Here is a 13,731-nt window from a genome sequence, read left to right as displayed (position 1 = left end):
AGCCAATCTCTCATCCTCCCATCTCCTCCCCCATAAAAAAGCCGGGGGGTGGAGGATTTGCCTGCGTAATGAATGCCGCATAGTCGACCCATCTTGAATGTGACTGTTAGTGACAGGTTGTAACGAAGGGAGAAGGGCATGGCGAGCGTACAGCTGCGAAATGTAACGAAAGCCTGGGGTGACGTGGTGGTATCGAAAGATATCAATCTCGATATCCACGAAGGGGAATTCGTCGTGTTTGTCGGGCCATCGGGCTGTGGCAAATCTACCCTGCTGCGTATGATTGCCGGGTTAGAAACTATTACCAGCGGGGACCTGTTTATCGGTGACACCCGCATGAACGAGATCCCACCGGCAGAACGCGGCGTTGGGATGGTATTCCAGTCTTATGCACTCTATCCCCACCTTTCCGTTGCGGAAAATATGTCGTTTGGCCTGAAGCTGGCCGGCGCGAAAAAAGATCTGATTAACCAGCGGGTGACTCAGGTTGCGGAAGTGCTGCAGCTGGCCCATCTGCTGGAGCGTAAACCGAAAGCCCTCTCCGGCGGTCAGCGCCAGCGCGTGGCGATTGGTCGTACGCTGGTGGCAGAGCCAAGCGTTTTCCTGCTGGATGAGCCGCTTTCCAACCTCGATGCCGCCCTGCGCGTCCAGATGCGTATCGAAATCTCCCGTCTGCATAAGCGACTGGGCCGCACCATGATCTATGTCACCCACGATCAGGTGGAAGCGATGACCCTCGCCGACAAGATCGTGGTCCTCGACGCCGGCCGTGTGGCGCAGGTTGGGAAACCGCTGGAGCTCTATCACTATCCGGCTGACCGCTTCGTTGCCGGCTTTATTGGTTCACCGAAGATGAACTTCCTGCCGGTCAAAGTCACCGCGACGGCTATCGATCAGGTGCAGGTTGAACTGCCGAACCGTCAGCAAATCTGGCTACCGGTGGACAGCGCCAACGTGCAGGCGGGCGCCAATATGTCCTTAGGTATTCGACCGGAGCATTTACTGCCCAGCGATATCGCCGATGTAACCCTTGAAGGCGAGGTCCAGGTCGTCGAACAGCTCGGTCACGAAACGCAAATTCATATCCAGATCCCCGCCATCCGTCAGAACCTGGTTTACCGCCAGAACGACGTGGTGTTGGTAGAAGAGGGAGCCACATTCGCTATCGGTTTGCCGCCAGAACGTTGCCATTTATTCCGTGAGGATGGCACCGCTTGTCGTCGGCTGCATAAAGAGCCGGGCGTGTAAGGCTTCCCATTAAAAAAGCGCGAACCCGGCTGGCGATATACCGGCGAAGCGTGCAAAGAAAAGCAATGATCTCAGGAGATAGAATGATGATTACTCTGCGCAAACTTCCTCTGGCGGTCGCCGTCGCAGCAGGCGTGATGTCTGCTCAGGCGCTGGCTGTCGATTTCCATGGCTACGCGCGTTCCGGCATTGGCTGGACCGGCAGCGGCGGCGAGCAACAGTGCTTCAAAGCGACCGGCGCTCAAAGTAAATACCGTCTTGGTAACGAATGTGAAACCTATGCGGAACTGAAGCTGGGCCAGGAGCTGTGGAAGGAAGGGGATAAGAGTTTTTATTTCGATACTAACGTTGCCTATTCCGTGAATCAGGAAGATGACTGGGAAAGCACCTCTCCGGCGTTCCGTGAAGCCAACATCCAGGGTAAAAACCTGATCGACTGGCTGCCGGGCTCCACGCTGTGGGCGGGTAAACGCTTCTATCAGCGTCATGACGTTCACATGATCGACTTCTACTACTGGGATATCTCCGGCCCGGGTGCAGGTCTGGAAAACGTTGACCTTGGCTTCGGTAAGCTCTCTCTGGCCGCTACCCGTAACTCAGAAAGCGGCGGCTCTTATACTTTCTCCAGCGATGACACCAAAAAATATGCTGCGAAAACTGCCAACGACGTCTTTGATATCCGTCTGGCGGGTCTGGAAACCAACCCGGGCGGCGTGCTGGAGTTAGGGGTCGATTACGGCCGTGCTAACCCGCAGGATGACTATCGCCTGGAAGACGGCGCGTCGAAAGACGGCTGGATGTGGACCGGTGAACATACTCAGTCTATCTGGGGCGGCTTCAACAAGTTTGTGGTTCAGTACGCCACTGACGCAATGACCTCCTGGAACAGCGGCCACTCTCAGGGGACCAGCATCGATAACAACGGCAGCATGATCCGCGTTCTGGATCACGGCGCGATGGACTTCAACGATGACTGGGGCCTGATGTACGTGGCAATGTACCAGGACGTGGATCTGGACAGCAAGAACGGTTCTACCTGGTACACCGTGGGTGTCCGTCCGATGTACAAATGGACGCCGATCATGAGCACCCAGCTGGAAATCGGTTACGACAACGTGAAATCCCAGCGTACCAGCGAAAACAACAACCAGTACAAAATTACTCTGGCTCAACAGTGGCAGGCAGGCAACAGCGTCTGGTCTCGTCCGGCTATCCGTATCTTCGCAACCTACGCGAAGTGGGATGAAAACTGGGGCTACAGCAACACCTCCGGTCTGCAGACGAAAGACAGCAGCGGAAGCGGCGCTTTCACCTCCAGCCGCGGTGACGACAGCGAAGTTACCTTCGGTGCCCAGATGGAAGTGTGGTGGTAATACCGTCCGCAGGACGGGTGTAACCTGGGAGGGGCGTCAGCCCCTCCTGATTATTCAGGGTTAGCGCGCTATTGCCTGGCTACCGCTAAACCGATGCTATCCAAGGTGAGAAGAATGAAAATGAAGAAAACTCTCGTCGCTCTGTGTTTATCCGCAGGGATGTTGGCATGCGTGCCGGGGATGAGCCTTGCCGATGTTAACTTTGTACCGCAGAACACCAGCGCCGCGCCGGCTATTCCAGCCAGCGCGCTGCAGCAGCTGATCTGGACGCCTGCCGATCAATCAAAGACGCAGAGCGTTGATTTAACCACCGGCGGTCAACGCCTGGATGTCCCGGGGATCGTCGGACCGGTCGCCGCCTGGAGCGTGCCGGCCAATATCGGTGAGCTGACCCTGACGCTCGACAGCGAACTGAACAAACATAAGCAGATTTTTGCGCCGAACGTGCTGATTCTCGACCAGAACATGACGCCCGCGGCGTTCTTCCCCAGCAATTACTTTACCTATCAGCAGCCGGGCGTGATGACCGCTGACCGCCTGGGCGGCGTGATGCGCCTGACCCCGGCGCTGGGCCAGCAAAAGCTCTATGTGCTGGTGTTTACCACTGAAAAAGATCTCCAGCAGACCACGACCCTGCTGGATCCGGCGAAAGCCTATGCCAAAGGCGCCGGCAATGCGGCCCCGGATATCCCGGATCCGATCGCTAAACATACCACCGATGGCGTGCTGAAGCTGAAAGTGAAAACTAATAGCACTTCCAGCGTGCTGGTAGGGCCGCTGTTCGGCTCCTCCGGCCCGGGTCCGGTAACCGTCGGCAACACCGCGGCGCCGGTAGCCGCGCCAGCCGCCGCCGCGGCGCCGGCCGCCAAAAGCGAACCGATGCTCAGCGATACCGAAACCTACTTCAACAATGGTATTAAGCAGGCGGTGAAACAAGGTGACATCGACAAAGCCCTGAAATTGATGAACGAAGCTGAGCGCCTCGGCTCGAAATCCGCTCGTTCCACCTTTATCAGCAGTGTAAAAGGCAAGGGGTAATCGTCTCCCCACAATGCTGATGTTTAGGCACAGCCTTTAGGTGCATCCTCCGGGATGCACCTTTTTTTGCACGCGCGGCAGCCTGTTGCATGGCTGTTGCGTGAATGATCGTATATTGACGTTTGCCCGCCACCAACCGCCTATTCTGCGATACAATGCTTTCACGTTATGTACCGGAGAATCAGGCATGTCCCATCCTGCGCTTACGCGACTGCGTGCGCTGCGCTATTTTGCCGTTATGCCATCCCTGCCACCGCCGCTAAGTGACTGGCTGCTGCTGGAGGACTCAATGACCCAGCGCTTTGAACAACAAGGAAAGCAGGTCACCGTGACCCTGGTTAACGAAGGGTATATCGGCCGTGACGCGCTGACTGACGAAGCGGCGCTGCTGCCCGACGAGCCGCGCTACTGGCTGCGGGAGATTATACTCAATGCCGATGGCGAGCCCTGGCTGGCCGGGCGCACGGTGGCGCCGGAGTCGACGCTGTGTGGTCCGGAGCTGGCGCTACAGCAGCTCGGGCAAACTCCGCTGGGCCGATACCTGTTTACGTCGTCGACATTAACCCGCGATTTTATTGAAATTGGTCGCGATGCAGCGCTGTGGGGGCGTCGTTCCCGCCTGCGGCTGAGCGGCAAACCCCTGCTGCTGACCGAGCTTTTTTTGCCTGCGTCGCCGTTGTACTAAGAGGAAGAAAAAATGGAGTGGAGTCTGTCGCAGAATAAGCTGTTGGCGTTTCATCGCCTGATGCGCACTGACAAACCGATCGGCGCTTTGCTGCTGCTGTGGCCGACGCTGTGGGCGCTATGGGTGGCCTCGCCGGGCGTCCCGCCGCTGTGGATCCTGGCGGTATTCGTCGCCGGCGTCTGGCTGATGCGCGCCGCCGGCTGCGTGGTGAATGACTATGCCGACCGAAAATTTGATGGTCACGTAAAGCGTACCGCCCGCCGTCCGCTGCCGAGCGGCGATGTTACCGAGAAAGAGGCGCGAACGCTGTTTATCGTGCTGGTGCTGCTCTCTTTCCTGTTGGTGCTCACCCTCAACACCATGACCATTCTGCTGTCGGTGGCGGCGCTGGCGCTGGCGTGGATCTATCCGTTTATGAAGCGCTACACTCATCTGCCGCAGGTGGTGCTGGGCGCGGCCTTTGGCTGGTCGATCCCGATGGCCTTCTCGGCCGTCAGCGAATCGCTGCCGCTGAGCTGCTGGCTGATGTTCCTCGCCAATATTCTGTGGGCGGTGGCCTACGATACCCAGTATGCGATGGTGGATCGCGATGACGACGTTAAGATCGGCATCAAGTCGACGGCGATCCTGTTTGGCGAAAACGATCGTCTGATTATCGGTATCCTGCAGGTGGCCGTGCTGGCGCTGATGGGCGCGGTGGGTTGGCTGAATGGGCTGGGCTGGGAATATTACTGGTCGCTGTTCGTGGCGGCGGGTCTGTTTGGCTGGCAGCAGAAGCTTATCTTCAATCGCGACCGCGATAGCTGCTTCAAAGCGTTTATGAACAATAACTACGTCGGGCTGGTGCTGTTCCTCGGCCTGGCGATGAGCTACCTGTAACCTCCTGTCCGCTGCCCCCCGGCATTCCGGGGGGCAGCAAACGCCGCGTTACGCGTCGTCCTGCGTGACGCTCTCAATGGTCAGTCGGACATCCGACGTAATCAAATCCGCCAGCATCCGATAAACCTTCAGGGTCTCTTCCGGCTCGGCGTCGCCGGTGTCGCTGATATAGCCTTCATCGCGCAGGGTCAACACCAGGGTGCTGAACACCGCTTTGTCGAAGAACTCCGGCGCATTGATGCCGTGTAGCACCGACAGACGCTGGGCCACGGTGCGACTCTCTTTTTCCAGCGAGCTGCGGTTGATCGCCGGGTTAGCGCTCAGCAGCCAGAAGGTGATGGCATAGCGCTGCAGCGTCTCGCGGGCGCCAGCGGCCAGCAGCTGCAGGGAGCGAGAGTGCGACGGGTTGAGGCTCATGACATCGCCATCGACGACGATCAGCTCCTGACGCAGCATCTCGGCAATCAGCGCATCCACCACTCCGGCCAGCTCCGCTTTTTCCCAGCGCAGGAACAGCTCGGCCTTGAGGAACGGATAGAGTGTTTCCACATGACGCAGCACTTCGGCGCGGCTGAGATGACGATGCTGAGTCACCAGAGCGGCTAACAGCGACGGCATCACCAGCATATGGGCGATATTGTTGCGATAGTAGGTCATCAGCACCGCCTGCTCGCGCGGCAGGATGATGATGTCGCCAATGGTGTCCTTCTCCACTTCGAACTTGTTCATCTGCAGTGCATGATCGATGAGCTCGCTGGCCGAAGCGGATGGGGCGGTCGCATCCGGAGAATAGGGCACATTGCGCAGCAGCGCGAGGTAGCACTCTAACTGCTGGGTGAGCTGCTCACGGGTCAGCGAACGCTGGCGGGAGGCCAGTAGCGCCGTACAGCACAGGTTCATGGCGTTGGCCGCGCCGGCGTTATTGATGCGCACCATCAGGTCAGCGGCGATGCTATTCACCGTCGGCGTCAGCCAGGAGGGGCGAACCGCTTCGATCGGGTCGATCGCTTCCCGCCAATCCGGCACATGCTGGTTAAGATAGGTCATCAGCGGCAGCGGTTCGCCGAAGTTAACGTAACCCTGGCCCAGGTTGCGCAGCTTGCTTAAACCGCGCACCATCTGCGGCAGACTCTCTTTCTCTTTAGTGGCGCCGCGCAGCTCTTTGGCGTAGGTTCCTACCTCCATCACGTGCTCATAGCCGATGTAAATCGGCACCAGGGTGATCGGTCGGGTTCCGCCGCGCAGCATCGCCTGGATGGTCATCGACAGCGTACCGGTCTTCGGATCGAGCAGGCGGCCGGTACGGGAGCGGCCGCCTTCGACGAAATACTCCACGGAATAGCCGCGGCTGAACAGTTCGCCAAGGTATTCGCGGAACACGGTGGAATAGAGTTTGTTGCCCTTAAAGGTGCGGCGAATAAAGAAGGCGCCGAGGCGGCGGAAGATCGGCCCGGCCGGCCAGAAGTTTAGGTTGATGCCCGCCGCGATATGCGGAGGGACCAGCCCCTGATGGTACAGGACGTAGGAGAGCAGCAGATAGTCCATGTGGCTGCGGTGGCAGGGGACATAGACAATTTCATGGCCGTCGTGCGCCAGCTGGCGTACGCGCTCGGCGTTATGCACGTTGATGCCCTGGTACAGGCGGTTCCAGGTGAAGCCGAGAATGCGGTCGGTCAGGCGGATCATCTCGTATGAGAAGTTCGCCGCAATCTCTTCCATCAGCGCGATAGCGTTCTGCTGTGCCTTCTCGTGCGAAATTTTCTTGCTGCGCGCTTCGTCTTCCACCGCGCGGGCAATCGCTTTCGAGGCCAGCAGTTTATTAAACAGATCCTGGCGGGCCGGCAGACGCGGGCCAACGGCGGCCAGCCGCTGGCGGGCAAAATGCATGCGAGCGACGCGAGCCAGCTTCTGGGCGATGATCTTATCGGTACCGTGCTCATCCGCCATGCGGCGCAGCGAAACGGACGGCGAGAAGCGCACGAAGCTGTCGCGGCCGAGCCAGGAGACGGCGAAAAATTTCTGAATGCCGTTCAGCATCCGCAGCGGCGGATTGACTTCTCCTTTCTCGCGACCCGGCGAACGGCCGAACATGACCGAAACCGGCACCATTTGCACATCGAGGTCCGGATGGTTGCGGTGCAGATCGAGGTAATCGTGGAACAGCTTGATGGACTCTTCTTTTGGCGTGTAATAAGTAAATACGCGCGGCCCACCGTGGATGAATACGTAACGCGGCAGCAGGGCGCCGTCGATTTCCAGCGGTTCAAGCGGGTCAGGTAAATCATGCGCCAGGCATTGGGCGCGCAGCGTCAGCAGGTCCGCCTTCGAATTATAGGGCAGGACGTACATGACCGGACGCGAGGTATCGAGTCCTAATTCCTGGGCAGGCTCTGCCGGAATAGACTTGCTTTTTACCAGCACCTGTAATGGTAAATTCAGTAATTTATAGTAAATTCGTTGCCAGCCGGACATAAACGATGTGAAGCCTCTGGTTAATCATGCAAATGCGCGGCAAGAATAACAGAAAGTGGGCAAAATTTCCGTTACCACGCGGCAAACGCGCACACTCATCGACGTCATTTACGTAAAAAGGTTTTGTGATGGCCAATAATACCACCGGGTTAACCCGGATCATTAAGGCGGCAGGTTACTCCTGGAAAGGATTTCGCGCGGCGTGGATCAACGAGGCTGCGTTTCGTCAGGAAGGCGTCGCCGCTATCGTGGCCGTCGCGGTAGCCTGCTGGCTGGACGTCGACGCCATCACCCGCGTATTGCTGATTGGCTCGGTCCTGCTAGTGATGATAGTCGAAATTCTCAACAGCGCGATTGAAGCGGTTGTGGACCGTATCGGCTCGGATTTTCACGAGCTTTCAGGGCGCGCCAAAGATATGGGGTCGGCGGCGGTTCTGCTGGCGATTATCATCGCGCTGATCACCTGGGGAACGCTGCTGTGGAGCCATTATCACTAACGTTCTTCGCTAACCCTCGCAAAATATGAACAATCCGCCGATTTTTGTGTGCCATGTGGTTCCAAAATCACCGTTAGCTGTATATACTCACAGCATAACTGTATATACACCCAGGGGGCGGAATGAAAGCGTTAACGACCAGGCAGCAAGAGGTGTTTGATCTCATTAGGGATCATATCAGCCAGACGGGCATGCCGCCGACGCGTGCGGAAATTGCTCAGCGCTTGGGGTTCCGTTCCCCAAACGCGGCGGAAGAACACCTGAAAGCGCTGGCGCGTAAAGGCGCGATCGAGATCGTCTCCGGCGCTTCTCGCGGTATTCGCCTGCTGACGGAAGAAGAGCAAGGCCTGCCGCTGATCGGCCGCGTCGCCGCCGGTGAGCCGCTGCTGGCGCAGCAGCATATTGAAGGCCACTATCAGGTCGACCCGTCGATGTTTAAGCCCAACGCCGATTTCCTGCTGCGCGTCAGTGGGATGTCGATGAAAGACATCGGTATTCTGGATGGCGATTTGCTGGCGGTCCACAAAACCCAGGATGTGCGTAACGGCCAGGTGGTTGTCGCGCGTATCGATGAAGAAGTGACGGTGAAGCGTCTGAAAAAGCAGGGCAATGTCGTTGAACTGTTGCCGGAAAACAGCGAGTTTTCCCCGATCGTCGTCGATCTGCGCCAGCAGAGTTTTACCATTGAGGGTCTGGCCGTTGGCGTGATCCGTAATGGAGAATGGCTGTAGCGCCTGCCTCTGCGCAGCGTCATCTGTTGCGTGACGCTGCGACGTTTTTCCTCAATCAGGTCCTCAAACATGCTGCTCAACGCTGCCGATAAAGCGCTGTGGCGTCTTGCCCTCCCTATGATTTTCTCCAACATCACCGTCCCGCTGCTGGGGCTGGTGGATACGGCGGTGATCGGCCACCTGGACAGCCCGGTATACCTCGGCGGCGTAGCGGTCGGGGCGACGGCCACCAGTTTCCTCTTCATGCTGCTGCTGTTCCTGCGCATGAGCACCACCGGGCTCACCGCTCAGGCCTGGGGCGCTAAAGATCCGCAGCGCCTGGCGCGGGCGCTGGTGCAGCCGCTGGCCCTGGCGCTGGGCGCCGGGGTGCTGATTATCCTGCTTCGCCTGCCGCTAATTGACCTCGCTCTGCATATTGTCGGCGGCAGCGAGGCGGTGCTTGAGCAGGCGAGACGGTTTCTCGAAATTCGCTGGCTCAGCGCCCCCGCCTCGCTGGCCAACCTGGTGCTGCTCGGCTGGCTGCTGGGCGTCCAGTACGCCCGGGCGCCGGTTATTCTGCTGGTGGTGGGTAATCTGTTGAATATTGTGCTCGATCTGTGGCTGGTGATGGGCCTGCGGATGAACGTCCAGGGAGCGGCGCTGGCCACGGTCACCGCGGAGTACGCCACCCTCATTATTGGCCTGCTGATGGCGAAGCGGGTGCTGACGCTGCGCGGCGTGTCGCTGGCGATGCTGAAAAACGCCTGGCGCGGGGATCTGCGCCGTTTATTGGCGTTGAATCGGGACATCATGCTGCGCTCTCTGCTGCTGCAGCTGTGCTTTGGCGCGCTGACCGTATTCGGCGCCCGTCTGGGCAGCGACATCGTGGCGGTTAACGCCGTACTGATGACCATGCTGACCTTTACCGCCTACGCGCTGGATGGCTTTGCCTATGCCGTGGAGGCTCACTCCGGCCAGGCTTACGGCGCGCGCGACGGTAGCCAGTTGCTGGAGGTGTGGCGGGCGGCCTGCCGGCAGTCCGGCATGGTGGCGCTGGCGTTTGCCCTGATTTACAGCCTGGCGGGGCAGTACATTATCGCGTTGTTAACCTCACTGCCTTCCCTGCAGCAGCTGGCCGATCGCTATCTGATCTGGCAGACGATCCTGCCGGTGGTCGGCGTCTGGTGCTATCTGCTGGACGGCATGTTTATCGGCGCGACGCGCGGCGCTGAGATGAGGAACAGTATGGCGGTCGCCGCGGCGGGGTTTGCCGTGACGCTGCTTACGCTACCGGTGCTTGGCAACCATGGTCTGTGGCTGGCGCTGGCGGTGTTCCTCGCCCTGCGCGGCCTGTCGCTGGCGCTGATCTGGCGTCGTCACTGGCGACGCGGCACATGGTTTAGTTAGTCATCTCCCGTCATTGCCGCTAGCCGTGACCTTCCCCGGTCGCGCTACGTTTACAGGGCGATTCAATAGCCCGGCTCAGCGTGGCGCAGGCCGGGAACATCCTCTTCGCGTTATCCCGCGGTGCGATGGTTAAAAATTCCGAATAACGAATCGACGCCAGCATTCTCATCTATAGTTAATACCATGTCCGGCACAAAACGGGCTGTAAACCCACCGAATGATGAGGACGTTATTATGAATAAAGACGAAATCGGCGGTAACTGGAAACAGTTTAAAGGTAAAGCCAAGGAACAGTGGGGCAAACTTACCGATGATGATATGACCGTAATCGAAGGGAAGCGCGACCAGCTGGTCGGCAAAATTCAGGAGCGTTACGGTTATGAGAAAGATCAGGCTGAGAAAGAAGTCTCAGACTGGGAGCATAAGAACGACTATCGCTGGTAGCGTTCCTTGATCCGAAGAATGAAGCATTTGTGTTAGTGCCTGTCTGAATGGCGCAGGGACGCGCCGTTAACCCTTTTTCCCGCTGCGGCAGCCGCTCAGCGGGCTTTCTTTTTGAGCTGAATAGTATGATCGTGCTGGCAATGTCCCGGGGTGCTGCAGGCTTCGACTTCCACGCAGCCCGCGCAAAGCCCGTGAGCTTCTATCACATTGTGGCGCAGGGCAAACCCCATGCGGGCCGCCAGCGTATGCATGATATCTTCCACCCCTTCCGCCGCTTCTTCTTTTACCACGCCGCAGCGGTCGCAGATAAACATGGCCGAGCTATGGGTCGGCTGGTCGAACAGATGGCACAGCACATAGCTATTGGTTGACTCTACCTTATGGACAAAACCCTGCTCGAGTAAAAACTCCAGCGCACGGTAAACCGTCGGCGGCTTCGCCTGCGGCTCTTTCTCACGTAGCAAGTCCAGCAGATCGTAGGCGCTGATTGCCCCTTGCTGCAGGCTCATCAGGCGCAACACTTCCAGACGCTGTGGAGTCAGGCGTACGCCGCGCTGTGCGCAAAGCTTTTCAGCATGCGCTAACATCTCTTGCGAAGGGGTCTTATCCATGAGCATCCTCGGATTGCGTGAATTTGAATCTGTTACTTTATCACGTTCCTCAGAAAACACCGAGAGCCGGCAGGTGATACGGGTCATACTTCAGGTTGTCGGCACCGGCGCCCGTCCCGAGCGCTGGCCGCTTATTCTCGAGCAGACTACGCCTTAGCCGCTCGCTAAAACCACCATGTCCGATTTAATCACAACACGCCCGACCCTGGGTATGCTATATCTGAAGTGTCTCATTTTCGGGAGAAAACGATGAAACGACCTGATTGCATTCGCCACTGGCGCGAACTGGAAGGGCCCGACGATGCTACTTATCCCGACAGCCCGGAGCGTTTTTCAATCGGCGCGCCGCTGGGGCGAGGTTTACGTCTCAACCGGCTGGGGATCCACCACGAGCGGCTGCCGCCCGGGCGGCGCACCTCTTATCCACACGCGGAGAGCGATGAGGAAGAGTTCATCTACGTGCTGGAGGGCTATCCGGAAGTGTGGATAAACGGCTATCTCTGGAAGCTGGAGCCCGGCGACAGCGTGGGTTTTCCCGCTGGTACCGGCATCTGCCACACCTTTCTCAATAACACCGAGCAGGAAGTTCGTCTGCTGGTGGTGGGCGAGGCCAACAAGAAGTACAACCGCATTTATTACCCGCTCAATCCCGGCTATGCCGCGACGCGCCAGGATCGTTGGGTTGACCATCCGCCGCAGTTCTTCGGTCCACACGACGGCAAGCCGCGGAAAAAGTAATCATTTCAGGTGAGGGGCGAAGCGCGGCGCACTATGCGCCTGTGGTGTATCTTTATGCTATAGTAGCGCCCCTTTTTACCCGGATGCTTATTTATTCGCCATGATGCCTGAATCAACGTCACCTGTTTTCCCTGCTCACCGCTTCTCCATCGCGCCGATGCTCGACTGGACCGACCGACACTGCCGCTACTTCCTGCGGCTGCTGTCGCGGCATACGCTGCTGTATACCGAAATGGTGACCACCGGGGCGATTATTCACGGCAAAGGGGACTATCTGGCCTATAGCGAAGAAGAGCACCCGGTTGCTCTGCAGCTCGGCGGCAGCGATCCCCAGGCCCTGGCGCAGTGCGCAAAGCTGGCCGAGGCGCGCGGCTATGATGAGATCAACCTCAACGTCGGCTGCCCCTCCGACCGCGTGCAGAACGGGATGTTTGGCGCTTGCCTGATGGGCAATGCGCAGCTGGTGGCCGACTGTATCAAGGCGATGCGCGATGTGGTGTCGATTCCGGTCACGGTAAAAACCCGTATCGGTATCGACGACCAGGATAGCTATGAGTTTCTGTGCGATTTCATTGAGACGGTCTCCGGCAAGGGCGAGTGTGAGATGTTTATTATTCACGCCCGCAAAGCCTGGCTCTCCGGGCTGAGCCCGAAAGAGAACCGCGAGATCCCGCCGCTGGATTACCCCCGCGTCTGGCAGCTGAAGCGCGATTTCCCCCACCTTACGATGGCGATCAACGGCGGCATCAAATCGCTGGACGAAGCCAGAGTACAGCTTGAGCATATGGATGGGGTGATGGTCGGGCGTGAGGCCTATCAGAACCCGGGCATTCTGGCCTCGGTCGACCGCGAAATTTTCGGCGTCGCCGGCGCGGATGCCGATCCGGTAGCGGTGGTGCGAGCCATGTACCCCTATATTGAGCGCGAGCTCAGCAAGGGCACCTATCTGGGCCATATTACCCGCCATATGCTGGGGCTGTTTCAGGGGATCCCTGGCGCTCGCCAGTGGCGTCGCTACCTGAGCGAAAATGCGCATAAAGCCGGCGCCGATATTGCGGTGCTGGAGCATGCGCTGAAGCTGGTGGCCGATAAACGTTAATTTCTGACCAAAACCTGGTGAAATTGACCACGCCTCGCGCACTGACGCGGGGCGTTTTGTTTTAAAGTCAAGTGCTTATGTTTGGCATGCTTTTTGTAATACCTGCAGAGTGAAGTATTCATTTTTTGGGGAGAGAACCATGCTGGAACTGCTATTTGTCATTGGATTTTTTGTCATGCTGCTGGTCACCGGCGTATCGCTGCTGGGGATTATCGCGGCAATCGTGGTGGCGACGGCGCTGATGTTCGTCGGCGGGTTGTTCGCCTTGATGATCAAATTACTGCCGTGGCTGCTGCTGGCGGTGGCGGTGGTGTGGGTTATTCGGGCGCTGAAATCCCCGAACGGAAATGCTTTTCGCGACAATAACCGTTGGCGTTACTAAGGTATTGAGGGGTGCGTCACAACCTGAACAATTTTGCAGACAACCGCGTAGGCATTGCTGCGCAAATCTGTCACTATTAGCGCGTTAACGAATTCATCGCGCTGTACCCTACATACAGCCGAACTAAAAAAAGTAAGGGCTTCCCAGG

At 58.1% G+C, this 13,731-nt stretch carries 15 protein-coding genes; 12 read left to right on the top strand and 3 right to left on the bottom strand.

Annotated features, from left to right (window positions below):
- Positions 1 to 138: 138 nt before the first annotated feature.
- From malK to ubiA, 5 genes are all read left to right on the top strand, one after another.
- Positions 139 to 1,248: a maltose/maltodextrin ABC transporter ATP-binding protein MalK gene (malK, locus tag ACR809_RS24005; protein ID WP_002884743.1), complete on the top strand. Its 1,110-nt coding sequence runs from the start codon at positions 139 to 141 to the stop codon at positions 1,246 to 1,248.
- 83 nt (positions 1,249 to 1,331) lie between these two features.
- Positions 1,332 to 2,621 (top strand): maltoporin, encoded by a 1,290-nt coding sequence (locus tag ACR809_RS24000; RefSeq protein WP_002884747.1) that lies wholly within the window; start codon positions 1,332 to 1,334, stop codon positions 2,619 to 2,621.
- Positions 2,622 to 2,735: 114 nt separating this feature from the next.
- Entirely contained in the window at positions 2,736 to 3,659 is a 924-nt protein-coding gene (malM, locus tag ACR809_RS23995; protein ID WP_004151749.1) for a maltose operon protein MalM, read from the top strand.
- Between the two features lie 187 nt (positions 3,660 to 3,846).
- Positions 3,847 to 4,344 carry a chorismate lyase gene (ubiC, locus tag ACR809_RS23990; RefSeq protein ID WP_002884807.1) on the top strand — a complete coding sequence of 166 codons (498 nt, stop codon included), beginning with the start codon at positions 3,847 to 3,849 and terminating at the stop codon, positions 4,342 to 4,344.
- 12 nt (positions 4,345 to 4,356) lie between these two features.
- Positions 4,357 to 5,223 (top strand): 4-hydroxybenzoate octaprenyltransferase, encoded by an 867-nt coding sequence (gene ubiA, locus ACR809_RS23985; RefSeq protein WP_032415843.1) that lies wholly within the window; start codon positions 4,357 to 4,359, stop codon positions 5,221 to 5,223.
- A 48-nt stretch (positions 5,224 to 5,271) separates the two neighbouring features.
- Here the strand turns inward: ubiA and plsB are convergent, their stop codons facing one another.
- A complete protein-coding gene (gene plsB, locus ACR809_RS23980) occupies positions 5,272 to 7,695 on the bottom strand; it encodes a glycerol-3-phosphate 1-O-acyltransferase PlsB (protein WP_004178269.1) in 2,424 nt (807 codons plus the stop codon).
- A gap of 128 nt (positions 7,696 to 7,823) precedes the next feature.
- Between plsB and ACR809_RS23975 the strand changes: the two genes are divergently transcribed.
- The 3 genes from ACR809_RS23975 (at position 7,824) to dinF (ending at position 10,309) form a co-directional block, all read left to right on the top strand.
- Complete coding sequence (locus ACR809_RS23975) at positions 7,824 to 8,192, top strand: diacylglycerol kinase (protein ID WP_002884819.1); 369 nt, start codon at positions 7,824 to 7,826, stop codon at positions 8,190 to 8,192.
- Between the two features lie 122 nt (positions 8,193 to 8,314).
- Positions 8,315 to 8,923, top strand: coding sequence for a transcriptional repressor LexA (lexA, locus tag ACR809_RS23970; RefSeq protein ID WP_002884822.1), 609 nt, complete (start codon positions 8,315 to 8,317; stop codon positions 8,921 to 8,923).
- A 69-nt stretch (positions 8,924 to 8,992) separates the two neighbouring features.
- A complete protein-coding gene (gene dinF, locus ACR809_RS23965; RefSeq protein WP_004151748.1) occupies positions 8,993 to 10,309 on the top strand; it encodes an MATE family efflux transporter DinF in 1,317 nt (438 codons plus the stop codon).
- A 19-nt stretch (positions 10,310 to 10,328) separates the two neighbouring features.
- On the opposite strand, the gene ACR809_RS23960 is transcribed toward dinF, so the two are convergent.
- Positions 10,329 to 10,478 (bottom strand): hypothetical protein, encoded by a 150-nt coding sequence (locus tag ACR809_RS23960; RefSeq protein WP_004219133.1) that lies wholly within the window; start codon positions 10,476 to 10,478, stop codon positions 10,329 to 10,331.
- Between the two features lie 65 nt (positions 10,479 to 10,543).
- Here ACR809_RS23960 and ACR809_RS23955 point away from each other — a divergent pair, with 65 nt between their 5' ends.
- A complete protein-coding gene (locus ACR809_RS23955; RefSeq protein ID WP_004151747.1) occupies positions 10,544 to 10,753 on the top strand; it encodes a CsbD family protein in 210 nt (69 codons plus the stop codon).
- A gap of 95 nt (positions 10,754 to 10,848) precedes the next feature.
- Here the strand turns inward: ACR809_RS23955 and zur are convergent, their stop codons facing one another.
- Positions 10,849 to 11,364, bottom strand: a complete 516-nt coding sequence (gene zur, locus ACR809_RS23950; protein ID WP_002884931.1) for a zinc uptake transcriptional repressor Zur — start codon at positions 11,362 to 11,364, stop codon at positions 10,849 to 10,851.
- A gap of 249 nt (positions 11,365 to 11,613) precedes the next feature.
- On the opposite strand from zur, the gene ACR809_RS23945 reads away from it, so the two are divergent.
- The 3 genes from ACR809_RS23945 (at position 11,614) to pspG (ending at position 13,583) form a co-directional block, all read left to right on the top strand.
- Positions 11,614 to 12,102, top strand: a complete 489-nt coding sequence (locus tag ACR809_RS23945; RefSeq protein ID WP_002884935.1) for a cupin domain-containing protein — start codon at positions 11,614 to 11,616, stop codon at positions 12,100 to 12,102.
- Positions 12,103 to 12,202: 100 nt separating this feature from the next.
- Positions 12,203 to 13,201 carry a tRNA dihydrouridine(20/20a) synthase DusA gene (gene dusA / locus ACR809_RS23940; protein WP_004214118.1) on the top strand — a complete coding sequence of 333 codons (999 nt, stop codon included), beginning with the start codon at positions 12,203 to 12,205 and terminating at the stop codon, positions 13,199 to 13,201.
- 139 nt (positions 13,202 to 13,340) lie between these two features.
- Entirely contained in the window at positions 13,341 to 13,583 is a 243-nt protein-coding gene (gene pspG / locus ACR809_RS23935) for an envelope stress response protein PspG (protein WP_002884940.1), read from the top strand.
- The last annotated feature ends 148 nt before the right edge of the window (positions 13,584 to 13,731 follow it).

The organism is Klebsiella sp. CD33 (genome assembly GCF_051992865.1).
Taxonomy (GTDB): Bacteria; Pseudomonadota; Gammaproteobacteria; order Enterobacterales; family Enterobacteriaceae; genus Klebsiella; species Klebsiella pneumoniae.
The sequence above is the reverse complement of the archived record's forward strand: the minus strand, read 5'-3'. Positions and strand labels throughout refer to the sequence as shown.